Origin of the sequence: Mangrovivirga cuniculi, from assembly GCF_005166025.1 — a bacterium.
Taxonomy (GTDB): domain Bacteria; phylum Bacteroidota; class Bacteroidia; order Cytophagales; family Cyclobacteriaceae; genus Mangrovivirga; species Mangrovivirga cuniculi.
The window spans coordinates 2,172,414-2,199,148 of the sequence record NZ_CP028923.1; the positions used below are offsets into that span (position 1 = coordinate 2,172,414).

Here is a 26,735-nt window from a genome sequence, read left to right on the forward strand (position 1 = left end):
TAAATTTATTAAATAATTAAAAAGAAAATTTATGTTGAAATTACGTCTCTATTTGACGGTACTGATTATGATTGTAGCAGTTTCTTGTGGAAGCGACCTTTCTGATAAAGGAGATCAGTTATACAAACAAGGTAAATACGAAGAGGCAATTGAGGCTTATTCAGAATATTTAGAAACTTATCCTAATAACGAGATTGTTATTTATAACAGAGGTAGGAGTTATGAGGAGCTTGGGCAATTTGATGAAGCAATTGCTGATTATGAAAAGGTTCTGAAAATTGATGATCGACATATGAATAGCAGATTAGGTCTGGCTTCTTTATTTTATAAGAATGAAGATTATCCATCAGCAGAAATAATATTGACTGAATCAATGAAAATTAGTCCTGAAAATCCAAATGTCTATGCTTTGAGAGGGAAAGTGAATTTTCAGATGAGTGAATTTAAACAGTCGATTACTGATCTTTCAAATGCTATCAAAATTAAGCCGGATATGGCTGAAGCTTATTACTATAGAGGGTTAGCTTATATAGGGACTAATAAAAAATCCACTGGTTGTGCCGATCTTCAGAAGGCACTTTCGATGGGTATCGATGTAGCTCAAAATTCAATCAACAAGTATTGTAAATGATATTTCTGGAATAAGGAAATTAGAAAAGGGAGCTATAAGCCCCCTTTTTTTATTTTTTAAAGTTGTCCGAAACGACAAGATCCTTGGTTCCATGAGAGTAGGAATAAAACCCTTCACCTGATTTCACACCTAATTTTCCAGCCTGTACCATGTTTATTAACAATGGGCAAGGAGCATATTTAGGATTACCTAAGCCGTCATGTAATACTCTTAATATCGAAAGACAAACATCAAGTCCAATGAAGTCAGCTAGTTGTAACGGACCCATTGGGTGCGCCATTCCAAGTTTCATAACAGTGTCAATTTCTTCTACTCCTGCTACTCCTTCAAAAAGTGAATATATAGCCTCGTTGATCATAGGCATTAATATTCTATTGGCGACAAAACCGGGATAATCATTTACTTCTACCGGAACTTTACTTACATCTTCGGAAAGTTTCATAATAGTATTGGTAACCTCATCCGAAGTAGCATATCCTCTGATAACTTCTACCAGTTTCATAACTGGAACCGGATTCATAAAATGCATACCTATTACTTTATCCGGTCTTTCAGTAACAGATCCAATTTTAGTAATACTTATAGAAGATGTATTCGTTGATAAGATACAATTGTCAGGAGTAATTTTATCTAGCTCTCTGAAAATATCCAGTTTAATATCTACGTTTTCTGTGGCCGCTTCTACAACCAGATCAGCATTTTTCACGCCCTCTTCCATGGAAGTGGTAAATGTGATATTCGAAAGAGTGGAATTTTTAGCATCCTCATCGATCAATTCTTTTTTTATTTGTCGATCAAGGTTTTTTGTAATTGTAGCCTTTGCTTTTTCTAATGCTTTTTCGTTAATATCAACCAGATTTACAGAATAGTTACTTTGAGCAAATACGTGTGCGATCCCATTGCCCATAGTTCCTGAACCAATTACCGAAATATTTTTCATTTTAATGTCTGTTTATTGAGTTTGTGGCCCTGAAATTAAAAAATCCAATGCTCTTCGAAAAGAACATTGGATAAAAGCTTTTTAATTTTTGGTTGAGAGAGATTAAGCTAATTTGAAAATATCAGAAGGTTTCTCGCAAAGAACTGCTTTTTTGTTTCTTATAACAATTGGAGCTCTGATTAAATCAGGGTTGTTGTATAATACATTGAGCCAACCTTCCATTGTATAAGCATGTCCTCTGACTTTTTCCTGATATTTAGGATCAGCTTTGTTCAGTAATCTTTTTGGAGGGATATTAAGCATGTTAATAATTTCCTTCCACATGAGCTTACTGACCCGGGTGCGATTGTAATCAACATCATTCACATGATTTGACACTGAATAGGCATATGCTTTCGTTTGCTTGCCGCTGTTCGTTGCCGAATCATAGATGATCATAAGTTCATTTGGGTGAAATTGCATGGCAGTAACTATTGGTGTAGGTAAATAATATAATAAAATTTCACCATAATTCAAATATTATTCTATAGTTACCAGTAATAGCAAAATTATATTTATCAGCTATTTGTATAATTAAAAATCTAATATAAGTGCTTGGTTAGGTTTTAAAATAATATTCTTCCCAATGTTTGTTTTTTCGCCGGATAGGATATTTTGAGCTTCCTCTCCGGGCTTAATTGATTCTTTAAATCTTTTCAGGTTCAGATTTTGTTCAGAATTATTATTATTTATTATTACAATGACTTTATCATTTTCAGATTTTCTCTCATAAAAATATATTTCATTTTCTGGGATATAATGTTTTAAGCTTCCCTTAGCAATGGCCTCTGAGTTTTTTCTCCAGTTTAATATGTCTTTCATAAACTCTAAAGACTTCTTTTGATTCTCAGTAACATTTTTATCCGCAAAGACATTTACCTCATCACCTTCCCAACCACCGGGAAAATCTTCTCTCAATACCCCATGATCTCCATGGCCATCCATTAGAATTTCCGTACCATATAATATTTGAGGAATTCCCCTGGTTGTCAATAATACTGAAAGGGAAAGTTTGAATTTATCAAAGTCCTTATCCAACACATGATAAATCCGATCCATATCATGGTTGTCGACAAAAATCTTATGCATAAAAGGGTCAGTGTAAATAAAGTCCTTTGCCATAACTTCATAAATACTATATACACTTCCCTCAGGTTTAAAAGCGTTTTGAATAGCAAAGCAAATAGGGAAATCTGAAATGCTCGGTAGTTTTGAATTATATTCGCCTTCGTTCGCATTTGGTTTTCGTGACCAATACGATTCAAAGGAAGCATTGTTTAGCCAGGTTTCTCCCACGATAAAAAAACCTGGATATTCTTCTTTAACTCTTTCAACCCAATTTGCCATCATTTCCTTGTCTGGGTAGGGGTAGGTATCCATTCTGATACCATCAATTTTAGCATATTCTATCCACCATAAACTAGTTTGAATGAGGTAATCTGATAAAAGCTCATTATCCTGATTAAGGTCGGGCATCGTTTTGACAAACCATCCATCAACCATTTTTTTGTAATCAAAATCGGAAGCATATGGATCAGAAACCACCGACCCCGTATAATTAGTTTGTGTAAATTCAGGCCATTGATGGATCCAGTCTTCTGTTGGCAGATCTTTCATCCAGTAATGATTTGAACCTATGTGATTAAAAATTAGGTCCATAATTACTTTTAAGCCCTTATCGTGAGATTTTTTAACAAACTCCTTATATAGCTTATTACTTCCCAGTCTTTTATCAATATGGTAATAATCAGTTATGGAATATCCGTGGTAACTATAAGACTCCATATTATTTTCCTGGACAGGATTGAGCCATACTGTGGTGATTCCTAGTTCTTCGAGGTAATCTAAATGATCAATCACACCTTGTATATCACCTCCATGCTTGCCTCCAGGATTTTTTCTGTTGCTTTTTTCAAGATATCCTTTGATGTTATTTGTTTGAGGATCACCATCGGCAAATCTGTCTGGCATCAATAAGTACATCACATCTGAAGCTGAAATCGGATTTATATTTTGATGTTTTTCCTTTTTATAAAGTGGATAGTCTATTTCTGTCGTTTTACCTTCTTTAGTAAATGTAATATTTACCGGACCCTCTTTTCTGTTTTTACTTATTTCCAGGTAAAGGAAAATATAGTTTTCATTTTCGGTGGTTATTTTTCTTTTAAGAGAAACACCTTCGTCATTAATTTGGACTTTTGAATCAGCAATATCTTTGCCATATAACATTAATTGGAAGGTTGGATCTTCCATTCCTATATACCAATGTAGCGGTTCTGCTTTTTGAATGTCAGGCTGGCAAAATGAGATATAAGAGCAGAAAAATGCTGTTAGAAATAATAATGTTTTCATGATTCGAATAAAAAAAGAGGCCCTTTTAAAAAAAAGAGCCTCAAATAGTTATTTAAAAGTTTCTGTTATTTGCATTTAAGTCTTCAAATGCCTGAGCTAATCGTTTTTTGAAGGAATCTTCACCTTTACGAAGCCAGACTCGTGGATCATAGTACTTTTTGTTTGGTTTATCATCACCATCAGGATTTCCAATTTGTGCCTGAAGGTAGCCCTCATTTTCTTTATAATAATCCTTAACACCATCCCAGAAAGCCCATTGAAGATCGGTGTCAATATTCATTTTAATTGCTCCATAACCAATTGCTTCAGTTATTTTTTCAGGCTCAGAACCTGATCCACCATGGAAAACAAAATTTACAGGGTTAGGCTCGGTATTAAATTTCTCCTGAATGTATTCCTGAGAATTTTTAAGTATTTCAGGAGTTAATTCTACATTACCTGGTTTATAAACACCATGAACATTACCAAAAGCAGCAGCTACAGTGAAATTAGGGCTGATTTTTAATAATTCTTCATAAGCAAATGCGACTTCCTCCGGTTGAGTGTATAGTTTAGAACTATCGATGTTAGTGTTATCAACACCGTCTTCTTCACCTCCGGTAACACCAAGTTCGATTTCGAGAGTCATTCCAAGTTTATCCATTCTTTCAAGATATCCCTTACTTATAGCTATATTTTCATCAAGGGGCTCCTCAGAAAGATCAATCATATGACTGCTAAACAATGGCTGACCATGTTGCTTATAATATTCTTCACCTGCATCCAGAAGGCCGTCGATCCATGTCAATAACTTTTTTGCTGCATGGTCAGTATGAAGAATTACAGAAACACCATAGTGTTTTGCCATTTGATGAACGTGATGGGCTCCACTTACTGCACCCGCAATCGCAGCCTTTTGTCCATCATTGCTTAACCCTTTGCCAGCATAAAATGCAGCTCCTCCATTAGAAAACTGAATAATCACCGGGCTGTTTACATCTCGTGCAGTTTCGAGAACAGCATTGATGCTATCGGTACCAATTACATTTACAGCAGGCAATGCATAGTTATTAGCATTAGCGTGAGCTAGTAATTCTTTTACTTCTTCTCCCCAAAGAACACCACTTCTTAAGGTTTTCTTTACTTCAGACATAAACTTTTATTATTTAATTTTTAATAACTCTTTGGGTTGTTGTTTTTTCTTTTCCAATGAAATGTACGAGGTAGATCCCCGGAGTAAACTCTGTAAGATCAATAGTAGGGGAAACATTTTCCTTGCTAATATCAATAATTTTGAGGATTTGTCCTAAGTTATTAGTGATATTGATTGATTTAATATCAGATTTAACTAATCCTGAAACATTGATTGTGTTCTTCGTTGGGTTAGGATAAATAATTAAATCAGTATTATCGATGTCATCTTCAACAGTTAAAATATTATTTAGAATTGATGGAGCTCCTGTTGGTCCGATACTTTCGATCGGTAAATCAGGATTGTCAGTTAAAATATGAAACTCTCCCGGTGCCAGATCCAGATTCAAGGTTACATTATCAAAATTAATCGACTCTTCTGCTAGTACAGAATACCATTCTCCGGTATTTGGAAGTGAAAGTGTTGTAGTGCCTTCTGTAACTCCAAAGTTACCCATTACTACTACATTTAAATTATCTGATGTGTATTTAAATGTTTTAATCGATGAAGTCCATGATGCTGTGAATGCATCTGAATTCATGTTTTGAGCATTTATAATATTTTTTAACTGAATAATTCTGCTAAAAGTATTATAAACTTCTTTCCTGTTTTGCTCATCGTAGTATTCCCAAAGCACGGGCTTAGGAGATGTTCTTCCATCGAAATTAATGCTCACATCATATCCAAGTTCACCAAATTGCCAGAACATTTTCGGTCCTGGAGGTAGAAATAAGAATGCTGATGCAGCTTTTACTCTATCAAGAGCGATATCCTCATTTCGAACAGTATATGAACCGGAACTATTTCCGTAATTCAGAGCTTCTACCATTTGTCTTTCTTCATCATGGCTTTCCATATAGGTTACTAAATGATTATTATTCCAACCTCTGAATTGGGCTACCCCACCGGAAATATCAGACTTGTTATTATCGTGGTAACCTAGTATTGCTTCTTTATACGGGCCGTGCATATTGCCCCATAACATCATTCCATAATCTGATAGCTCTTTTTCTTCTGTGTTATTACCAAAATGCTCCAGAATAACATAGGTACTAGGATCATTTTGCCATATAACATCAGCCATCCTCTTCAAATAGCCAATTCTTTCGCCATCGTATGAACTCCATGCACCTACATCAGAGGTCTGTTTTTGAGTAAACCCTTTACTCAGGTCAAATCTAAATCCATCGAAATGATATTCATTCACCCAATAATTGTTAACTGTGTCCATTAAATCCTGTGTATATGAGGAAGAATGATCAAAGTCAAAAAATACATTAAACGGGTGAGTAGCCTCTACGTTAAAATAAGGATTATCTGCAGTAGGCCTTATGGGATCACTATTAAAATCGAACCACATAGTAGCATAAGGAAACGGAACATCTGCATGATTGAGAACCATATCTAAAACAACAGCTATTCCCATTCCATGGGCAGTATCTATAAACTCCTTTAGTTTATTTTTAGTGCCGTAAAATTTATCTACAGCAAAGAAAAAAGTAGGGTTATAGCCCCAGCTGTTATTACCAGCAAATTCCATTACCGGCATCAATTCAATAGTGTTAATTCCCATGGACTTAAAATATCCTAAAGTATCGATCAAATTCTGGTAATTCTTATTTTGATCTCCTTCAAAAAAATCTCTTATCAACAGCTCATAAACAATTAAATTCTCTTTTTCTGGCTTCTGATATCCATCATTTTGCCATACGAATTCTTGCTGGGCGGTTTGAAGTACTGAGAATCTATTGAAATACCATTCGTCATGAGCTGCCTCTGAAGGAAATTCTTTAAGATTCGGAAAAGTTTCAGAGGGAATATATCGATCATCGGGATCTAAAATTTTATCTGAATATGGATCAGCGATGAAAGTAGATCCGTCGACAAGGTATTGAAAAGCATATTCCTGACCGGGTGTTAACCCATTTATTTCCAGCCAGAAATAATCTCCATCTTTGTTCATTTGTGTCGAAGTAGAAATAGTCCAGTCATTCCATTCTCCATATAAAAAAACATCATTCTTACCTGGAGCAAAAAGGCACAGGGTTACTTTAGTGTCATCACCTTCATGGTAATTAATACCTGGAATGATATCAGCAGGGCGAGGAGCAGTGGGTTGAGACCCTTCGAAAATAATATCGAAGTCATATGTGATTGTTTCACTTCCGTTGCCGGCTTCAATCTCTATAAAGCTGACATTTGTATCATTGAAAGTATAATTGAAAGAAAAATCTCCTGATGTTGAAGTAGAGTTTACTTCTGAACCATTAACTAAAAATCTAACTGTAGATTGCTCATTAACTCTACCATTAAATGAAATAGATTCTCCCTCACTAACAAATAAATAGCTTGTTTCCGGATTATTTATAGTCAGAGCAAAACCAGTTTCGGTAATGTAGTCAACAGTTTTTCCATCAGCCCAATCATTTCCTTTTAGTAGCATTCCCAATTCTGTTTGTCCTTCAGGAATAGATGAAAAATGATCAGCTGGAGTAAGTGTCAATGTAAATGTAGTATTTCCACCTTCCGTGATTTTAGTAAACTTAGCCGGAGCAGTTGATGTAGGGTCACTATCAGCAGGGTTTTTGTTAAATTGTGCATCCGCCGGATTAGTAGTGGAAGGAAGCCACATCCATAAATAAGCATTATTCAAGCTTTCCAGACTTGTTCCGGTAACATCATATGTTATGGTTATTTCAGTCGTAAATGAAAAGCTTGCAGGTGATATTGTCGGTTGGATATTCTCTCCATCCTGACCAAAGGATGAAAAATAAATAAAAAATATTAATAATAGAGGGTAAAAGTTTTTCATGTTTTTATGTCTATATAGGTTTGGTTAAAATTGTATTTTAGCAATATTTTTACTTAGGTTATATTTGTGTTATCACTACGGATACTGTAGTGAAACATTTATAATTTAATCAAAAGAATGTTATTATACATAAATTTTCACGGGTTTTAAGTATTGATCATTTATGGTATTATTTCAATCGTTTGCGTAAATTTCAGTTGAAATCTTTTTAATTGTTTTTACTAGTTTTTCGGGTAAACATATTATCTTAAGGAACTGTAATAATTTATTAGGATATAAATAGTACTTTTTTAATTTTTAGAATTTGTTTATGAAATTTATATCTCTGATTAATCTAAACATTAGGTTAATTAATAAATAATGGGATATATTCATATGTAAATTAATACACATGGGAAATTCACATCAGGTAACAATAAAAGATATTGCAAGGGAATTGAATATTTCGCCTTCAACGGTATCCAGGGCATTAAAAGACCATCCTGATATTTCAAAGGATACTAAAAAGGCAGTTTCTGATCTTGCTAAAAAATATAATTATCAGCCAAATGCAATTGCTCTCAGTCTGAGAAGTAGAAAAACGAACACCATTGGTGTAGTAGTGCCACAGATCGTACATTTTTTCTTTTCCAATGTTATTAGTGGCATTGAAGATATTGCTTATGACAAAGGGTATAACGTAATGGTATGTCAGACTAACGAATTGCAGGAACGTGAAGAGAAAAGTGTTCAGGCATTATTAGCAAGCAGGGTAGATGGATTGCTTGTTTCTCTTAGTAAGGAGACTAAAACCTATGATCATCTACGAAAAGTAACCGATGGTGGGACACCTATGGTGTTTTTTGATAGGAAATCTGATGATTTTGATGTTAGCTCAGTGGTTATAGATGATTATCAGGGTGGATATCAGGCTACAGAACATTTGGCAAAACAAGGGTATAAAAAAATAGCTCATTTGGCAGGTCCTTTAAATCTTACCTTATCAAAAAGTCGTTATGCTGGTTATCAGCAGGCTTTGAAAGATTATGGACTGGATTATCGCAGGGATTATGTCATCGAATGTGCAAATGGTACAATAGAAGAAGGTTATGAAAAAACAAAACCTCTATTAGATTTGCGCGATAAACCAGATGCAGTGTTCGCTGCAAATGATCCTGCTGCAATAGGTGCTTTAAAAGCTATTAAAGATTCAGGATTAAAAGTTCCACAGGATATTGGTGTAATTGGATTTAGCGATTGGCAATTAGCCTCTCTGGTTGAGCCTGCTCTATCTTCTATCTCCCAGCCCGGTTATGAAATGGGCGCAGAGGCAGCCAGGTTAATGTTCAAAGCTCTTGAAGCTGAAAAAGGTGAAGAGGTAGAAAAAGAAAATATTGTGTTGAAAACTAATGTGATCTCAAGAGAATCTACTCACAAAAAATAATTTTCCTAAAAGGAGATTTCAAACGATTTAAACCCTTCAAAACTTCGATTTTGCAGGGTTTTGTTCTTTTTATGAAGTATTTATACTAATAATTTTTGTTGTTTATTTGTGCTATATGGCTTTTTTTTAAGCTATCTTAATGCTAAAAGCACACATTAAACAAGATTATTATGTCTCTTCTAAGTGAGTCTGTCGGTTCTGTTGACAAAGTTGATTTTAATGATTCAAAAATATCTTTGAAACTATCAAATGGAAGTGCTGAAATTAGTTCATTTGATGAACAGATTTTTAGAGTAAGGGTCATGATCAAAGATGAACGGGATTTTTCATATGCTATAACCAATCCGGATAAGATAAATGAAGAGGTGAAGTTTGATGACCTTGATAGTAAAATTCGATTTTCAACAACCAAAGGTCATCTGGAAATATATAAGTACCAATTTATTGTCGATTTATTAAATCATAGTGAAAAGTCTTTAACCAAAGATGATTCACTAGGTACCCGGTTTATCGGAAATGAATTGACTGTTTACAAAAGATTAAAGGAGGATGAGAAATTCCTTGGATTGGGTGAAAAAACAGGGCCATTAAACAAAAAAGGAAGAGCGTATGTCAATTGGAATACTGATCAGTTTGCATATTCTCCGGATGATGATCCGATGTATTGTACAACTCCTTTTTATTTAGGGGTTCATAAAGATGGCTTATATGGTGTTTTCCTTGATTCCACCTATAAATCTTCTTTTAATTTTGGGGCGAGTAATGATCGGTTTACCTCCATAACCGTTGAGAATGGCTCATTAAATATTTATTACATTTTAGGCGATAGCCTGGCAGAGATTACTCAGGCTTATTGTCGGTTGACTGGTACACAGGCATTACCACCAAAATGGTCATTAGGATATCAGCAATGCAGGTATAGCTATTATCCCGAACACGAAATAAGAAACTTAGCCAGAACATTCAGAGATAAAAAAATACCAGCTGATGTACTGTATTTTGATATCCATTATATGGAAGACTACAAAGTTTTCACCTTTCACAATGAGCGGTTTCCGGATCCGAAAAAATTGATCAGTGATTTGAAAGAAGATGGATTCAGGTCTGTGGTAATTGTAGATCCTGGTATTAAAGTTGAAAAGGGCTACGATGCCTATGAAGAAGGGAAAGATAAAGGATATTTTATGAAATATCCCGATGGTGAAGATTTTGCAGCCCAGGTTTGGCCTGGTTGGAGCAATTTCCCTGATTTTACTAATCCTGAAGTACGAGATTGGTGGAAAGATAAAATAGGTTACTATACGAATCTGGATATTACCGGTATCTGGAATGACATGAATGAAATCGCTTCCTGGGGGCAATCTACTCCTGATCTTATAATCAATGATTATGATGGAGATAAGACCAGTCATAAGAAAGCCAGAAATGTTTATGGGATGCAAATGGCAAGGTCTACTGCGGAAGGAATAATTCAGAATAAGCCAAATGAAAGACCCTTTGTCCTGACCCGTTCAGCTTATGCCGGTATCCAGCGATTCGCCGCAGTTTGGACAGGTGATAATGTTTCCTCAGACGATCATATGTTATTAGGAGCAAGAATGTTAGCTGGTATGGGTTTATGCGGTATGGCATTTGCCGGTAATGATGCCGGTGGTTTCGTTGGTGAAACATCAGGAAAGTTATTTGCCAGATGGATAGCTCAATCAGCTTTCACTCCATTTTTTAGAGGTCATACCATGGTCAATTCTACTGATGCCGAACCCTGGTCTTTTGGAGAAGAAGTGGAAGATGTTTCTCGAAACTTTATTGAATTAAGGTATAAGTTAATGCCTTATATATATTCTTTGTTTTGGGAAGCACATAATAATGGAATGCCAATAGTCAGAACTCTGGCCTATTATTGGTCAAATGATTCAACAGTATATGACGGGGCATTTGAAAATCAATATTTATTTGGAGATTCGATAATGGTTGCTCCAATGCGGTCAGATACAGACTTTGTTAAAATATATTTCCCTCAAGGTGTATGGTATGATCTTTTTACAGATGAAAAATATATTGGTAGTGAAGTCTCAATTCTTGAATATGAAATAGCTAAGTACCCCTTGTTCGCACGTGGAGGCACTTTTTTTACTGAGCAATCCCTGGTGCAAAATACCAACGAGAACCACGACGGAGTTCTAAAGATTCATCTTTATCAGGGTAGTACCGGTAGCGTTTTTAATTTTGTTCATTTTGAAGATGATAATATATCATTCGACTATAAAGAAGATAAATATTACCAGAGAACTATTTCTTATGATCCTGAAAAGAATGAATTAGTTTTTCTTTCATCAGAAGGAAAGATGGAAAGTTCTTTTAATAAGATCCAATTGATTTTTCACGGATTTGAAATTGATAATTTATCTATCAACGGATCAGAAAAATCAGTCAGAGAAATCAAACAATATAGATTTATTGGTAAGATTTCAAACTTTGATCCTTTTTATAATGATGATGATGATGGGTTACATGCCGATCAATTACCATATGTTGAGTTTGAGAACGAAAAAGGTGAAATAAGAGTGAAATGGTAGTTCACTAAATTAAAAAACTGAATTAATTATAACCTAAATAAATAACCTGAATAACATGAAAGAACGAAGTAAAATAGCTTTGCTATTATTTTTTCTGCTAACCTCTTTTGGAGTTATTTCCTGCGGCCAGGAAAAAACCGAAGAAAAATCTGAAGTAGCTCAGGAAGTTCGCGAAAATAAGTACCCTGAGGCAGCAAAAGATTATACCATTTACGAAGTGAATGTCAGGCAATATACACCTGAAGGTACATTTAATGCTTTTTTACCGCATATGGAAAGACTCAAAGCAATGGGAGTGGATATATTATGGTTTATGCCAATTCAGCCTATCGGGATAGAAAACAGGAAGGGGCCTGAAGAAGGGAGCCTTGGTAGCTATTATTCTATCAGAGACTATACGGCTGTAAATGAGAATTTCGGAACTCTGGAAGATTTTAAAAAAGTAGTTGACAGGGCGCATGAGTTGGATATGATTGTAATTCTGGACTGGGTGGCCAACCACACTGCTTTTGATCACCACTGGACCGAAGAGCATCCTGATTTTTATAATAGAGATGAAGAAGGTAATTTAATTCCACCAACGGGAACAGATTGGACGGATGTTGCCGATCTAAACTATGAAAATAAAGAACTTCATAATGCCATGAGAGATGAAATGGCATGGTGGATAAATGAAGCCGATATTGATGGGTTCAGATGTGATGTTGCACATGAGGTACCAATGGCATTTTGGAATCCGGCAGTTGACAGCCTTCAGAAAATCAAAGATCTTTTTATGTTGGCAGAATCAGATGTTCCTGAAATGCACGATTCAGCTTTCCATATGACTTATGGGTGGGGATTTCATGCTTTATCTAATCAAATCGCTGAAGGAGAAAAGAAAGCGTCAGATATCGGTCCTTTTCTTAAAAATGACAGGGAAAGATATGGAGAGGAAGCCTTTAGAATGAATTTCACTTCTAACCATGACGAGAATAGCTGGAATGGTACTGTTTTCGAAAGATATGGTGATGGAGCTAAGACCTTTGCAGTATTAATGTCAACAGTGCAGGGAATGCCTCTGGTTTATAGTGGTCAGGAAGCAGCATTAGACGAACGTCTGGAATTTTTTGTAAAGGACACGATAGAATGGGGTGACTATAAATTTGAAGATTTTTATACAAAGCTTTTAAAGTTGAAAAAAGAGAACCCTGCATTGTATAATGGCGAATTTGGAGCACCGGCTGAACCTGTTGATCTGCAAAATGAGAATGTATTTGCATTCGACAGATCAAAAGACGGAAATACTGTTTCAGTGATATTAAATCTATCAGGAGATTCTCAGGACGTCAGTATTCCTGACGAATGGGTAGGAGCACACAAAGATTATATGTCAGGTACTGAAGTTGAGTTAACTACAAGACAAAGTCTTGATCCGTGGGCGTATTATATTTTTATAACTAACGAGAACTAAAGATGAGTACAGGGACAAAGAAAATGCCCAAACTAAGTTTTCTGGACATTTGGTTACTTAGCTTTGGATTTTTAGGTATACAATTTGGCTTTGCTTTACAAAATGCAAATGCAAGTAGAATATTACAGACTTTCGGGGCAGATGTAGAGCATTTGTCATGGTTTTGGCTTGCAGCACCTCTTACCGGATTAATTGTTCAACCGATAGTAGGACACTATTCTGATAGAACTTGGAATAAACTAGGTAGGAGAAAACCATATTTTCTAGTTGGAGCTATTTTGGCCTCGATAGCTTTAATTTTAATGCCGAATGCAGGTCAGTTTGCTCAATTCATGCCTGCAATGTTTGTTGGAGCTGGCTTTCTTATGATTATGGATGCTTCGATAAATATTGCCATGGAACCTTTCAGGGCATTAGTTGCAGATATGTTACCTTCAGACCAGCGAACTCTCGGTTTTAGTGTACAAACTACTTTAATAGGAATAGGGGCAGTAATAGGTTCAGCTTTGCCATACATACTTAAAAATTATTTAGGAGTTGATAATCCCGCAGCGGAAAATGAAGTGCCTCTTAATGTGATTTATTCTTTTTTCATAGGAGCAGCTGTTTTAATTATTTCAATTCTTATTACTGTTTCTGGTGTTAAAGAGTATTCTCCAGAGGAATATGAAGCTTTTCATGGTAAAGCACCTGATGAAGAGGAGGAAACCGGATTTTTTCAGATATTTAAAGATTTTGCCAATATCCCAAATAACATGTGGAGACTGGGGCTTGTTCAGTTTTTCTCCTGGTTTGCATTATTCAGCATGTGGGTATTTACTACACCTGCAATAGCACAACATATATATGGATTACCGGTTTCTGATACTAGTTCAGCAGCCTATAATGATGCTGGTGACTGGGTTGGTATTATATTCGGAGTTTACAATGGCGTATCTGCGGTGTATGCGTTTTTTGTTCTTCCATGGCTGGCAAAGGTTACATCGAGGAAGATGGCTCATTCAATATCCTTAATATGTGGTGCAATTGGGTTTTTCTCTGTGTATTTTATAACAAATGAGGACTACCTGGTTATCTCTATGATAGGTATTGGTTTTGCCTGGGCGAGTATCCTGGCAATGCCGTATGCAATTCTGGCAGGATCTATTCCTTCTGGAAAAATGGGAGTTTATATGGGGATATTTAACTTTTTCATTGTTATTCCTCAAATTATAAATGGAATTTTTGGTGGTCCGTTGATTAAAAATGTATTCGGAGAACAGGCGATTTATGCATTGATTATAGCGGGGTGTTCATTTACACTTGCTGCTATATTAGTAGTGTTTGTAAAAGATGAAGATGAGCCTGAATCGGATGAAACCGCAATTGATGTGTAGCTTTTCAAAATATAAGTAAAAAATATTATGCCCGGCAAAACAATACCGGGCTTTTTTGTATATTAATATTATGTACATAACCGGATTAGAACTTATTGAAGCTCCATATGATATAGAGCAGCCACAATTAAAGGAAGTTCTGGGAAAAGCATTAAACCTCGATGAAAGAAATCAAAGGGCATTTAATGTACTTTACAGGGCAACAGGTATTAAAAGAAGACAAAGTGTTGTCGAGGATTATTATCGTGGTAGAAGTGTGGATTTTTTCGCAGATGAAGGAGATCGGATCATTTTTCCATCTACCAAAACAAGAATGGATCTTTATCGGAAATCCATTCTGGAGTGGTTAATTCCTTCTGTTAAAAAGATCCGAGATAAAAAATTTGGTGATGTAGAATTCACTCATTTAATCACTGTAAGCTGTACCGGTATGTATGCTCCCGGCTTAGATTATGATATTCAATACCATTTAGGTCTGAATCCAACGATTTTTAGACAATCAATAAATTTCATGGGGTGTTATGCTGGTATTTCTGCCCTTAGAATGGCCAAAGATATTTGTAAAGGCAGTCCTGAGGCAAAAATTTTGATTGTGGACGTTGAAATGTGTAGTATTCATTTTCAAAATTCTATAAAGCATGATGACCTTCTTTCAAACAGTTTGTTTGCTGATGGCGCTGCTATGATAGTCGTAGAAGGAACTGATTCTGATAATAGAAAACTGGCCTCCATTAATAGCTTTGAAACTCAAACTATTCCTGAAAGTATGAATGATATGGCCTGGGAAATAGGTGATGAAGGCTTTAATATGAAATTATCTTCTTATGTACCTCAACTCCTGGGAGATCAACTGGAAAAGTTTGCTGCATGCTTTGATAAAGATTCAACCCTTAATTATGCTATCCATCCCGGAGGAAGAAAAATCCTGGAGGCATTTCAGAATGCTTTTGGAATAAACTCAGAACAATTACAGCATTCATATGAGATTCTGGAAAGTCACGGAAATATGAGTTCAGTAACTATATTCTATGTGATACAGAAAATGATTTCAGAAGGAAAAACTGGTAAAACTTTTGCAGCTGCTTTCGGACCGGGGTTAACTATGGAAGCTGCAAATATGGAAATTTACTCTAATTAACAGGGAATTCAACATTACTGACCTTATCTAAAGCACTCATTTTTATTATCAGCTTTTGTCCTTCTTCCGCATCTGCTGAAACATCCTGGCACTGACTACCGGCATTTAGATAGTAATGATAGTATTTTTGGTTTCGGGTATATAATACAATGTTATCAGGGCTTCCAAGAGCTTTTTTAAGTTCATGAGTAGTTAAGCCAATAAGCATTCCTTTATTTAATTCCAGTTCCTCGATCATTTCGATTCTTTCGCCGGAACAACCATTAATATCATTTATCCAGGTTTCCTCATTGAAGTTGGGAAGATCTATATCTGAGCCACAAGCTGAAACAAATATTATAATTAAAAATAAATGTAGAAATGATTTATCAGGCAGCAGTTTTACTGAGAGCAGACTTTTCATAAGGGGTTTTACTTATTTTAAATAGCCATACAAAGCTAATCAAAGCTACGCAGATTGTGGCAATAAAACCTGCCGACATTAAATTCATATTTGCAAGAAAGACATAACTTAAGGCAACACCTGAAATAATTCGCAATGGCTCAAGGATATAAAACCATTTTTTCTTTTCAAGAATTATACCTGTGTGCACGACACTCCATATAATAAAAGTACTCATGATTATTTTTTCAAGTAACGAAAACTGTCCCTCATTAAAAAGAAAAAGAGCAGTGACTACCAGAGCAATTATGTATTGAAATATTGCATATAAATTTATTATTACCGGGGCAGGGGTGTCATATTTTATGTAGGTTTTTTTATCTACCTCCGGAATTCCTTTCATTCCACCAAGATACGAAGGCATCCAGCCAGGTTTGTTGAATGTAAATTTTAATTTATCCTTAAATTTCATTCCTTTCATATTTTGAGCCATTTCTTTGAAATGCTTCAGATTTACCCAAACCGGATTCCAGGAATTTGTTGGTACCGTCACTCCATATACAGGCCTTTCTTCTTCCTCCTGAAAAGTGCCAAACATTTTATCCCATATTATAAATACTCCTGCATGATTCTTATCGATGTATTTTGGGTTTCTTCCATGATGGACTCTATGATGACTTGGCGTATTAAATATCTTCTCAAACCACCCCATTTTATTGATTGTCTCTGTGTGAATCCAAAATTGATAAACAGTCACTAATCCGGAAATAAGTGTAAATGTTATCACGTCAAAACCAAGTATCGCTAATGGCCAGTAAAATGGTGCTGTAAATAATATTTGAAATGTTCCTTGTCTCAGAGCGACTGAAAGATTATAATCTTCACTTTGATGATGAACTACGTGTCCGCCCCAGAATAAATTTATTTCATGACTCATGCGATGAGACCAGTAATAGCAAAAATCAGCTGCAACAAAAAGAATAATCATCGAATACCAAGTTGGCTCAATAGTTAAAATCCTTAAGTTTTCATAAATGAAATGATAAATAAATAATACTCCAACTTTGAGAAATAAATTGGTTGTTTGCTGAGTAATACCACAGCTAATGTTAGTCAGGGCATCACCTACTCGATATAATTTAATCTTCCTCACATGCTGAATAACCATTTCAATTCCTATCAGCAGGAAATATATCGGTATAGCAATCACTACAGGGGATAGTTCCATCGTTTATTTGGGTTTTCAACTTTAAATTTAATAAAAAAAATATTATTTATTTTCAAAATTGCCTTATGCAAAACCAGGTACATTTAAATCTTTTAATTCAAACTTTTTTGGGTGGCACACTAATGATGAATATTTGTACCTTTGTCAAAAAATAAATAAGATGGATAAAGTACTGCGTTTACTCTGGTTTTTTTCAATAGCCGGATTTTTTGTAACTTTTTTTTATACCTATGCAGGTTTAGAAGGAATGGTAGAAATTGGTGTTTATGAAGATATGAACAAATTTTTTCTTTCAAAAAATGAATTCTTTTATTCTGTATTTGGAATTTTTATTGTAGCCTCAGGGATATTTTTGGCTGCTACGCAGTTTATCAAAAATATGGATTTGAAATCAGGGTTTTTGAATGGGAGTATTCAAAAAAGAAATAACTTTTTAAGCTCACTATACCTCAGTGCTATTGGAATCAATATTTTGCTGGTTTCTTTCGTTGTTTTTGTAGGCTTTTTAAATAGTCCAACAATAAAAGGAAATTTTGGTGGTGAGATGTTATTATATATAGGAATTCCAGTAATTATTTTCGGAATATTATTTATGATTTATTCTTTAATGAAACCATATAATAAGTAAATCAGTTTAAGGGACTGTTTATCAGATTTTTATACTGAGATTGCTGGGTGATTCCTCAAGGAGCAGGTAATTTTTAAATTTTAATATCCTGATAAATATTCCACTTCCTTTTATATATTTATGGATTGAATAAGAACTGAAATCAAGCAATAATGGCAAATTCGAAAGGTGAAGTAGTTTATAATGAGGACAGTATCAAATCGCTTGAACCAAATGAGCATATCAGGCTAAGGCCGGGTATGTATATTGGTAAATTAGGCGATGGTTCTTCATTTGATGACGGTATTTATGTTTTAGTAAAAGAAATTGTAGATAACTCGATTGATGAACACATGATGGGAAATGGTAAAACCATTTACATCAAAATCACAGACCATCATGTAGAGGTACGTGACTATGGTAGGGGTATCCCTCTTGGTAAAGTTGTTGATTGCGTTTCAAAAATCAATACAGGAGGAAAGTATGATTCAGGTGCTTTTCAAAAATCTGTAGGGTTGAATGGTGTGGGTACCAAAGCTGTAAATGCACTTTCGTCTAATTTCAGAGTTATTTCTTACCGTGATGGGGAAAAGAAAGAAGCTTATTTTGAACAAGGATATCTTAAGGAAGAGAAGCCTGTAGAAAAATCCTCTGAAAGAAACGGGACGTTTATCAAGTTTACTCCGGATAACTCCATTTTTAAGAATTACCGGTTTATTCCCGAATTTCTGGAAAATCAAATATGGAATTATTGTTACCTTAATGCCGGGTTGACAATTAATTTCAATGGCCAAAAATATCATTCGGAGAGAGGTCTTTATGATCTACTGGATAAGAAAACGGATGAAGAAGCCAATAGATATCCCATCATTCATTTGAAAGGAGAGGATATTGAGTTTGCCATGACTCACGCTAATCAGTACGGTGAAGAATATTATTCATTCGTTAATGGTCAGTTTACTACTCAGGGAGGAACCCACCTTGCCGAATTCAGATCTGCAATAGTCAAAGCCATTCGTGAATTCTATAATAAAAATTATGAGGCTGTCGATATCAGGCAGGCGATCGCTGCAGCAGTTGCTGTAAGAGTTCAGGAACCTGTTTTCGAATCGCAAACAAAAACCAAACTTGGAAGTACCCATGTTGGTCCTGGAGGCCCGACAATGAGGACTTTTGTGAATGACTTTGTTAAAAGGGTACTTGATGACTACTTACATAAGCATTCTGACACTGCTGAAGCACTTCAAAAACGAATCCAGCAATCAGAAAGAGAAAGAAAGGATATTGCCGGAATTAAAAAATTGGCAAATGACCGTGCTAAAAAGGCTAACCTACACAATAAAAAACTTAGAGACTGCCGAAATCACTTTAACGACAAAAAAGGTAATAAGCAAGACGAGACGATGATCTTCATAACAGAGGGAGATTCAGCGTCAGGGTCTATTACAAAATCAAGGGATGTTCAAACCCAGGCTGTTTTTTCTTTGAGAGGAAAACCATTGAACTGCTTTGGTAAAACAAAGAAGATCGTATATGAAAATGAAGAACTAAACCTACTTCAACATGCATTAAACATTGAAGATGGGTTAGATGGACTTAGATATAGAAAAGTGATTATTGCTACTGATGCAGATGTTGATGGAATGCATATTCGCCTACTTTTATTGACGTTCTTTCTTCAGTTTTTTCCTGATTTAGTAAGAAACGGTCATGTTTATATTCTTGAAACTCCATTATTTAGGGTTAGAAATAAAAAAGAAACTATCTATTGTTATTCTGAAGAGGAAAGAAGGGAAGCGATAGCTAAGCTTGGAAATAAACCGGAGATAACCAGGTTTAAAGGGTTAGGTGAAATTTCCCCGGACGAATTTGGCGGATTTATCGGTGAAGATATTAGGTTGAGTCCAATCATTATAAATAAAGAAACCAGTATCAATAAATTACTGACTTTTTATATGGGTACGAATACTCCAGCAAGACAAGAGTTTATTATTGATAAACTTCGAGTAGAAAAGGATGTCGTAGAAGAAGGGAAGATACCTTTATTGGAAACAGAAGAAAGTGAAATTGAAAAAGCATAATTTAGATGGCAAAAGATAATAACCAAAATAATTCAAATAACGAGGAAGAAGAAATTCATGATGTTATTCCCGTTGGAGGGATGTATGAGAATTGGTTTCTTGATTATGCTTCCTATGTAATACTTGAAAGAGCAGTCCCGGCCATTGGCGATGGATTTAAACCCGTGCAAAGAAGGATCATGCATTCCATGAAGGAAATGGATGATGGAAGATTTAATAAAGTTGCAAATATCATTGGTCAGACAATGCAATATCACCCCCATGGCGATGCATCTATTGGTGATGCGATCATTAATATGGGGCAAAAAGATCTTCTGATAGAAACTCAGGGTAACTGGGGAGATATAAGGACAGGAGACTCTGCAGCAGCACCTAGATATATCGAGGCAAGATTATCCAAATTCGCGCTTGATGTTGTTTTCAATCCTCAGGTAACGAATTGGCAGCTTAGTTATGATGGTAGAAAGAAAGAGCCTGTAACACTTCCGGTTAAATTTCCTATGCTTTTAGCTCAGGGCGTTGAAGGAATTGCAGTTGGACTAAGTACCAAAATTTTACCTCATAACTTTAACGAGTTAATTGATGCTTCAATAAAGGTCCTTCAGGGTAAGAACCCGAAAATTTATCCGGATTTCCCAACTGGTGGACTGGCTGATTTTTCTGAGTATAATGATGGACTAAGAGGTGGAAGAATAAAAGTCAGGGCTAAAATTGAAGAGGTTGATAAGAAGACAATAGCAATAAAAGACATTCCTTTTGGAGTTACGACCAGTTCATTAATTGACAGTATTCTTAAGGCCAATGATAAGGGAAAGATTAAGATAAAGCAGGTTACTGATAACACTGCAAAGGACGTTGAAATTCTGATATCATTGGCATCAGGGCAATCACCAAATGTTACTATTGACGCCCTTTATGCTTTCACAGACTGTGAGACAAGTATATCTCCTAATGCCTGCGTTATTATCGAAGATAAACCGCATTTCTTAGGTGTAACAGATATCCTTAAGCATAATACCGATCAAACGGTTGAATTACTTCGACAAGAGCTGGAGATCAGAAAAGGTGAGTTAAAGGAAAAGCTACTTTTTTCATCCCTTGAAAAGATCTTTATCGAGAACAGAATTTATAGAGATATCGAAGAATGTGAGACCTGGGAAGCAGTTCTTGAAACCATTGATAAAGGATTGGATCCATATAAGCCCGATTTTTACCGGGAGATCACACAAGATGATATAGTAAGGCTTACAGAGATTAAAATTAAACGTATTTCTAAGTTCGATACCTTTAAGGCTGATGAGCTGATGAAGAAATACAGTGATGAGCTTGCTGAAGTTGAATATAACCTTGAGAATATAATCGATTATTCAATCGAATATTATAAAAAGATCAAGGAAAAGCATGGTAAAGGTAGAGAAAGAAAAACCGAGATTACTACTTTCGAAACTATCCAGGCTCATGTTGTTGCTGCCAATAATGTGAAATTATATGCTAATTTGAAAGATGGCTTTATTGGCACTGCACTTAAAAAGGATGAGTTTATTACAGACTGCTCTGATATTGATGACATCATCGTATTTAGAAGAGATGGTAAAATGCTCGTCACTAAGATTGCAGATAAAACGTTTGTTGGTAAAGATCTCTTATATGTAGGGGTCTTTAAGAAAAATGACGAACGGATGGTCTATAATATGATCTACCTCGATGGGAAATCAGGAAGATCAATGGTGAAAAGGTTCCAGGTATTAGCAATAACCCGTGACAGAGAGTATGATCTTACAAAAGGACATGCTAATAGTAAAGTTTCATATTTTTCAGCTAACCCAAACGGAGAAGCAGAAAAAGTTACAGTTTATCTAACCTCAGGTTGTAAAGCTCGAATAAAAGTATTCGATTTTGATTTTGCCGAAGTAGATATTAAAGGCCGCGGAGCAGGGGGTAATATCCTTACTAAATATCCTGTGCGTAAAATCCAATTTAAAGAAGCAGGTGTGTCTACGCTTGGAGGCGTTGATATTTGGTATGATGATGTTGTTGGAAGATTAAACAGAGATGAACAGGGAAGTTATTTAGGGAATTTTAATGGGGACGATAACATCCTGGTGATTTATGAATCTGGTGAATACGAATTGACAAATTTTGAGTTAACCAATCGTTATGAGGCAGGTAAGGTTAAGTTAATCTCTAAGTTTGATCCGGAAAGGCCTGTTTCAGCTGTATATTATGATAGTGGGTCAAAAACAACTTATATCAAGAGATTTTTGATTGAAACCAGTACTCTGGATAAAAAATTCTTGTTTATCAGTGAAGGCAGAGGTTCGAAATTATATTTTGCTTCTACAGCACTTAAGCCTGTAATTAATGTCAAATATCAGGACGGTAAAAAGCGAAGCGAAGAACAATTTGAGATTGAAGATCTTATAGATATTAAAGGATGGAAAGCTATAGGAAATAAATTCCCACTTCAATCGGTTAAAGATATTAAGGATATAACTCCTAAAGAAGAAAAGAAATCAGAAGAACCGAAGAAGGAGGAAAAGGGATCAACAGACAAGGAAAAAGATAAAGATGTTTATACATCAGGTGATTCTGTTGATTTTGATGGTGATGATGATAAAGAACAACTAGGCTTGTTTTAGTATAAATGGAGAATATAAATTCCAGAAAAGATTTTTTAAATCATTTATCAAATTTTGTAACGGAAAAGCGAAAGTTATTAATCGAAGATATACTTAACTTTCGCACTCGTTACCTTACAGTGGTTCTGGAAGATATTTACCAATCTCAAAATGCCAGTGCGGTTTTGAGGACATGTGAATGCATGGGACTCCAGGATGTCCATATTATAGAACAGGAAAATAAATTCTCTATAAACAGGAATATCGTTAAAGGAGCAACAAAGTGGATGGATATTCATCGCTACAACAAAAGTGAAGTAAATAATGTTAAGGAATGTCTTACTTCATTACGTGGAAAAGGCTATAAAATTTGTGCAACCTCTCCACATGAAGGTGCTTACGAATTAGGTGAATTTGTTCCTGAAGAGAAAACCGCTTTTTTACTGGGACATGAAAAACATGGATTAAGTGATCAGGCTTTAGAAATGGCTGATTTTAGTATTAAAATACCAATGTATGGGTTTACTGAAAGTTATAACTTATCTGTTAGTGGTGCATTAATACTTTATGATTGTATACATAAATTAAAAAATAGAAAGATTGATTTTTATCTTTCTGAAGATGAAAAAGAAGAGATCAAATATAGGTGGTATAAAATGTCGTATGGTAAATCTGATCTTTTAGAAAAGGAATTTTTTAAAACATGAAATTGAACTCTGTTATAAAAAAGGCCTTTAAGATCAGTCTTTGGGCATTATTGGTATCATTGTTTGTTATTCTTATAACAAATCTAATGGTTGTATGGGTGAATAAACAAGAGCTCGTCTTCTCAAAAAAGGATCTTTCGAATACAAAAGTTGGGTTGGTTTTGGGAACGAGTAAATTCCTGACCAAGGGTGGTGAGAACCCATTTTTTAATAAAAGAATAAATGCAGCAGCAGATCTGTATCACAGTGGTAAAGTCAAACATTTGATAGTTAGCGGAGATAATAAATATCAATCCTATAACGAGCCAAGATATATGTATCAGGCACTGATAGAGAAGGGAGTGCCCCATGAGGCGATCACATTTGATTTTGCCGGATTCAGAACTCTTGATTCTGTAGTTAGGGCTAAAAAAATATTTGGACAGGATTCTATTGTGGTTATAACCCAGGAGTTTCATGCTTACCGTGCACTACAGATCAGTAAAAAATATAATATTAAAGCACAGGCATTTGCAGCTGAAGAAGTACCTTTGAAGGAAAGTTTTTTTGTAAGGAGCAGAGAAGTGCTTGCAAGGACAGCGATGTATGCAGATCTTTACATTTTAAATACTCAACCTGAATATTTAGGTGAAAGACAACCTATAAATATTGGAAAGTAAAATTTTTTATTGCTAATCTTGCTTGATGATTAAAAATAAATCCAATTTAATATTTTATCCTTTGTTATTGATACTCAGTTTCGGTATCAATATGGATTTATTTGCCCAAACAAAAGTTTCGGGTAGGGTCAATGATGCTGAAAACGGAGACCCTATTCCTTTCGCTAATATATCTATTCCCGGTACAACCAAAGGAACAACAACTGATTTTGACGGATACTACGAATTGGAGATTAGTAATTCCACTGATAGTATAAAGGCCAGTTATATCGGGTTTATTCCACGAACCAAGGTGATTCCCGAAAATGGTAAGTTGAATTTTCAGTTACAGCCTGATGTTATAGCTCTTGAGGAAGTGGTCGTAACAGCCGGTGAAGACCCGTCCTATCCAATAATGAGGAAAGTTATTGAGGCAAAGGAAAAAAACGATAAAAGAAATCTCGATGCATATGAGTATGAATCGTATGCTAAAATTGAAATAGATGTAAATAAGATTTCCGAAAAGCTCAGGCAAAAAAAGGTTATGCAAGAAATTGCTACCGTACTGGATAGCCTGGATCGGATAGCGGGAGAAGATGGAAAACCGATATTGCCTGTGTTCATATCGGAATCAATCAGTGATTTTTATGTGAAAAATAATCCTCTGGTGAAAAAGGAAGTGATCAGGAAAACAAAAATCACAGGTGTCGGAGTAACAGATGGTAGCTTTACTTCACAATTTATTGGTACATCCTTTCAGGAATATAACTTTTATGATTCATGGATGACCATTGTTGACAAAGAAGTTGTTTCCCCACTGGCAGACTCATGGAAGGGTTATTACGATTATTACCTGATAGATTCCATGATGGTTGATTCGTTTTTTTGTTATCAAATAGATTTTGAGCCGAAAAGATTACAGGATGTTGCGTATAAAGGGACAATGTGGATAACTAAAGACACTTACGCCCTAAAACAAATTGATGCAACGATTGGTAAAGCAGCTAATCTTAATTTCATAGAGAAGATCAAAATACAACAGGAGCTCCTTCCATCTGATAAAGATGCATGGCTTCCAAAGAAAACGCGAGTTACTATAGATGTTGATGAATTGAGTAGCGGATCAGCCGGTATGCTGGTCAAATTTTATGTGTCCAATAAAAACTGGGTGGTAAATGATCCCAGGGACCCTAAATTTTACGATCAGGCAATTGAATTGAAGCCTGAATATAGAAGTTTTGAGGATGATTATTGGGAAGAAAACAGACATGAGCCACTATCAGATGCTGAATTGAATGTCTACTCGATGATCGATACTATCAAGAATATACCGATTGTTAAAACTTACATTGATGTTGTAGAGACGGCTATTTCAGGTTACTACCAGGTGGGTAAAATAGATATAGGGCCGTATGCAGTGTTGATGGGAGTAAATGATCTGGAAGGTTTCCGATTGAGAGGAGGTTTCCGCACCAATACTAATTTTAGTGACAAATGGATTCTTGGAGGCTATTTAGCCTATGGCTTCAAAGATGAAAAGATTAAATATAACGCTAGTGTCAGGCATATTTTTAATAAAGAAAGGTGGACTTTTCTGGAAGGAGAATATGGGTATGATGTCGAAATAACTGGCCTTGATAAGGATGAGATTTCCTCAAATCCGGTTTTCTATACATTTAACAAACTCGGTTTTTTAAGAAGGCCTTATTATCACCGCTATGGTAATTTCAAATTTAGCAGGCAAATTTCAAGGAGTTTTGAGCAGCAAATAGCATTTAAATACAAGCATTTTGATCCTCAATTCAATTTTGCCTATTATGATATTTATAGTAGCGAACCTGGGGTAGTAAAAGAAGAATGGACTACCAATGAACTAGAGATTACCACAAAGTTCTCTAAGGATGAAAGGTTTGTTTATGATGGAAATAGAAGGCTCAGCCTGGGGTCATACAAATGGCCAACTTTTATTTTATCGTATACCTATGGAATTCCTGATTTCCTCGGGGAGATTTTGAATATCATAAGTTGAGATTTGACGTTTCTCAAAATTTACGTTTGGGAAGTTTAGGTACTTCAAGATACAAGCTTACTGCAGGTAAAATATTCAATCCATTGCCTTACCCATTGTTGGAAATACATTTAGGTAATGAAAGTTTCTTTTACAGTACTGCTGCTTTTAACCTGATGAATAATTATGAGTTTGTAAGTGATCAATTCGTTTCATTCAGATATTCTCATTCTTTCGAAGGCTTAATTCTCAATAGAATTCCATTGCTTAAAAGATTGAAATGGAGGCTTCTATTTAATGCCAATGTGGTTTATGGTACCCTGGATCAGGAGAATTTTGATATTATGGCGGAATTAACTCCTTCAGGAGGACCGGTTAGCACTTTTGGCACATTTAAAGAAAATAAGCCATATGCTGAAATTGGTTATGGAGTAGAAAATATCTTAAAATTCATTCGGGTAGATTTCTACCACAGACTCAACTATTTATATAATCCCAACGTAGATAAATTTGGTGTTAAAGTAAGTTTCCAGTTTATTTTATAGAGCATTCTAT

Annotated in this window: 18 protein-coding genes and 1 pseudogene; 12 read left to right on the forward strand and 7 right to left on the reverse strand. The window is 35.3% G+C overall.

The features are described from left to right. The first annotated feature begins 31 nt into the window (after positions 1-31). Positions 32-631, forward strand: a complete 600-nt coding sequence (locus DCC35_RS09510; RefSeq protein WP_137090564.1) for a tetratricopeptide repeat protein — start codon at positions 32-34, stop codon at positions 629-631. Between the two features lie 49 nt (positions 632-680). On the opposite strand, the gene DCC35_RS09515 is transcribed toward DCC35_RS09510, so the two are convergent. The 5 genes from DCC35_RS09515 to DCC35_RS09535 all read right to left on the reverse strand — a co-directional run bounded on the left by DCC35_RS09515 (position 681) and on the right by DCC35_RS09535 (position 7,945). Next, positions 681-1,571 carry a 3-hydroxyacyl-CoA dehydrogenase family protein gene (locus DCC35_RS09515; RefSeq protein ID WP_137090565.1) on the reverse strand — a complete coding sequence of 297 codons (891 nt, stop codon included), beginning with the start codon at positions 1,569-1,571 and terminating at the stop codon, positions 681-683. A 102-nt stretch (positions 1,572-1,673) separates the two neighbouring features. Next, the gene (locus tag DCC35_RS09520) at positions 1,674-2,033 is read right to left on the reverse strand and encodes an arsenate reductase family protein (protein ID WP_137090566.1); all 360 of its coding nucleotides are present in this window, start codon (positions 2,031-2,033) and stop codon (positions 1,674-1,676) included. 111 nt (positions 2,034-2,144) lie between these two features. After that, positions 2,145-3,962, reverse strand: coding sequence for a glycoside hydrolase family 13 protein (locus DCC35_RS09525; protein ID WP_137090567.1), 1,818 nt, complete (start codon positions 3,960-3,962; stop codon positions 2,145-2,147). Between the two features lie 52 nt (positions 3,963-4,014). Next, positions 4,015-5,094, reverse strand: a complete 1,080-nt coding sequence (gene fbaA / locus DCC35_RS09530; RefSeq protein WP_137090568.1) for a class II fructose-bisphosphate aldolase — start codon at positions 5,092-5,094, stop codon at positions 4,015-4,017. 13 nt (positions 5,095-5,107) lie between these two features. Next, a complete protein-coding gene (locus DCC35_RS09535; protein ID WP_137090569.1) occupies positions 5,108-7,945 on the reverse strand; it encodes an alpha-amylase family glycosyl hydrolase in 2,838 nt (945 codons plus the stop codon). Between the two features lie 391 nt (positions 7,946-8,336). Here DCC35_RS09535 and DCC35_RS09540 point away from each other — a divergent pair, with 391 nt between their 5' ends. From DCC35_RS09540 to DCC35_RS09560, 5 genes are all read left to right on the forward strand, one after another. Beyond that, a complete protein-coding gene (locus DCC35_RS09540; RefSeq protein WP_137090570.1) occupies positions 8,337-9,368 on the forward strand; it encodes a LacI family DNA-binding transcriptional regulator in 1,032 nt (343 codons plus the stop codon). A 170-nt stretch (positions 9,369-9,538) separates the two neighbouring features. Further along, entirely contained in the window at positions 9,539-11,944 is a 2,406-nt protein-coding gene (locus tag DCC35_RS09545; protein ID WP_137090571.1) for a glycoside hydrolase family 31 protein, read from the forward strand. A gap of 55 nt (positions 11,945-11,999) precedes the next feature. Continuing rightward, entirely contained in the window at positions 12,000-13,397 is a 1,398-nt protein-coding gene (locus tag DCC35_RS09550) for an alpha-amylase family glycosyl hydrolase (protein WP_137090572.1), read from the forward strand. A gap of 2 nt (positions 13,398-13,399) precedes the next feature. Beyond that, the gene (locus tag DCC35_RS09555; RefSeq protein WP_137090573.1) at positions 13,400-14,773 is read left to right on the forward strand and encodes an MFS transporter; all 1,374 of its coding nucleotides are present in this window, start codon (positions 13,400-13,402) and stop codon (positions 14,771-14,773) included. A gap of 70 nt (positions 14,774-14,843) precedes the next feature. Next, a complete protein-coding gene (locus DCC35_RS09560) occupies positions 14,844-15,911 on the forward strand; it encodes a type III polyketide synthase (RefSeq protein ID WP_137090574.1) in 1,068 nt (355 codons plus the stop codon). Here the strand turns inward: DCC35_RS09560 and DCC35_RS09565 are convergent. Both DCC35_RS09565 and DCC35_RS09570 read right to left on the reverse strand, forming a co-directional pair. Continuing rightward, the gene (locus tag DCC35_RS09565; RefSeq protein WP_137090575.1) at positions 15,904-16,314 is read right to left on the reverse strand and encodes a hypothetical protein; all 411 of its coding nucleotides are present in this window, start codon (positions 16,312-16,314) and stop codon (positions 15,904-15,906) included. The two genes, DCC35_RS09560 and DCC35_RS09565, sit on opposite strands and share 8 nt — an antisense overlap. Then, positions 16,280-17,521 (reverse strand): sterol desaturase family protein, encoded by a 1,242-nt coding sequence (locus tag DCC35_RS09570; protein ID WP_137090576.1) that lies wholly within the window; start codon positions 17,519-17,521, stop codon positions 16,280-16,282. The genes DCC35_RS09565 and DCC35_RS09570 overlap by 35 nt, the downstream gene beginning before the upstream one ends. Positions 17,522-17,579: 58 nt before the next feature. On the opposite strand from DCC35_RS09570, the gene DCC35_RS09575 reads away from it, so the two are divergent. From DCC35_RS09575 to DCC35_RS09600, 6 genes and pseudogenes are all read left to right on the forward strand, one after another. Beyond that, positions 17,580-18,149: a hypothetical protein gene (locus tag DCC35_RS09575; protein ID WP_137090577.1), complete on the forward strand. Its 570-nt coding sequence runs from the start codon at positions 17,580-17,582 to the stop codon at positions 18,147-18,149. 152 nt (positions 18,150-18,301) lie between these two features. Further along, positions 18,302-20,209 carry a DNA topoisomerase IV subunit B gene (locus DCC35_RS09580; RefSeq protein ID WP_137090578.1) on the forward strand — a complete coding sequence of 636 codons (1,908 nt, stop codon included), beginning with the start codon at positions 18,302-18,304 and terminating at the stop codon, positions 20,207-20,209. 5 nt (positions 20,210-20,214) lie between these two features. Continuing rightward, the gene (locus DCC35_RS09585; protein ID WP_137090579.1) at positions 20,215-22,848 is read left to right on the forward strand and encodes a DNA gyrase/topoisomerase IV subunit A; all 2,634 of its coding nucleotides are present in this window, start codon (positions 20,215-20,217) and stop codon (positions 22,846-22,848) included. A gap of 5 nt (positions 22,849-22,853) precedes the next feature. Further along, complete coding sequence (locus DCC35_RS09590; protein WP_246070199.1) at positions 22,854-23,534, forward strand: TrmH family RNA methyltransferase; 681 nt, start codon at positions 22,854-22,856, stop codon at positions 23,532-23,534. Next, a complete protein-coding gene (locus DCC35_RS09595; RefSeq protein ID WP_137090580.1) occupies positions 23,531-24,193 on the forward strand; it encodes a SanA/YdcF family protein in 663 nt (220 codons plus the stop codon). The genes DCC35_RS09590 and DCC35_RS09595 overlap by 4 nt, the downstream gene beginning before the upstream one ends. Before the next feature lie 91 nt (positions 24,194-24,284). After that, a pseudogene (locus DCC35_RS09600) lies at positions 24,285-26,725 on the forward strand (DUF5686 family protein). Positions 26,726-26,735: the final 10 nt, after the last annotated feature.

Excerpts from the sequence above, each read along its gene's own strand:
- DCC35_RS09510 (WP_137090564.1), top strand. The coding sequence starts at position 32 with ATGTTGAAATTACGTCTCTATTTGACGGTACTGATTATGATTGTAGCA.
- DCC35_RS09515 (WP_137090565.1), bottom strand. The coding sequence starts at position 1,571 with ATGAAAAATATTTCGGTAATTGGTTCAGGAACTATGGGCAATGGGATC.
- DCC35_RS09520 (WP_137090566.1), bottom strand. The coding sequence starts at position 2,033 with ATGCAATTTCACCCAAATGAACTTATGATCATCTATGATTCGGCAACG.
- DCC35_RS09525 (WP_137090567.1), bottom strand. The coding sequence starts at position 3,962 with ATGAAAACATTATTATTTCTAACAGCATTTTTCTGCTCTTATATCTCA.
- fbaA (WP_137090568.1), bottom strand. The coding sequence starts at position 5,094 with ATGTCTGAAGTAAAGAAAACCTTAAGAAGTGGTGTTCTTTGGGGAGAA.
- DCC35_RS09535 (WP_137090569.1), bottom strand. The coding sequence starts at position 7,945 with ATGAAAAACTTTTACCCTCTATTATTAATATTTTTTATTTATTTTTCA.
- DCC35_RS09540 (WP_137090570.1), top strand. The coding sequence starts at position 8,337 with ATGGGAAATTCACATCAGGTAACAATAAAAGATATTGCAAGGGAATTG.
- DCC35_RS09545 (WP_137090571.1), top strand. The coding sequence starts at position 9,539 with ATGTCTCTTCTAAGTGAGTCTGTCGGTTCTGTTGACAAAGTTGATTTT.
- DCC35_RS09550 (WP_137090572.1), top strand. The coding sequence starts at position 12,000 with ATGAAAGAACGAAGTAAAATAGCTTTGCTATTATTTTTTCTGCTAACC.
- DCC35_RS09555 (WP_137090573.1), top strand. The coding sequence starts at position 13,400 with ATGAGTACAGGGACAAAGAAAATGCCCAAACTAAGTTTTCTGGACATT.
- DCC35_RS09560 (WP_137090574.1), top strand. The coding sequence starts at position 14,844 with ATGTACATAACCGGATTAGAACTTATTGAAGCTCCATATGATATAGAG.
- DCC35_RS09565 (WP_137090575.1), bottom strand. The coding sequence starts at position 16,314 with ATGAAAAGTCTGCTCTCAGTAAAACTGCTGCCTGATAAATCATTTCTA.
- DCC35_RS09570 (WP_137090576.1), bottom strand. The coding sequence starts at position 17,521 with ATGGAACTATCCCCTGTAGTGATTGCTATACCGATATATTTCCTGCTG.
- DCC35_RS09580 (WP_137090578.1), top strand. The coding sequence starts at position 18,302 with ATGGCAAATTCGAAAGGTGAAGTAGTTTATAATGAGGACAGTATCAAA.
- DCC35_RS09585 (WP_137090579.1), top strand. The coding sequence starts at position 20,215 with ATGGCAAAAGATAATAACCAAAATAATTCAAATAACGAGGAAGAAGAA.
- DCC35_RS09590 (WP_246070199.1), top strand. The coding sequence starts at position 22,854 with ATGGAGAATATAAATTCCAGAAAAGATTTTTTAAATCATTTATCAAAT.
- DCC35_RS09595 (WP_137090580.1), top strand. The coding sequence starts at position 23,531 with ATGAAATTGAACTCTGTTATAAAAAAGGCCTTTAAGATCAGTCTTTGG.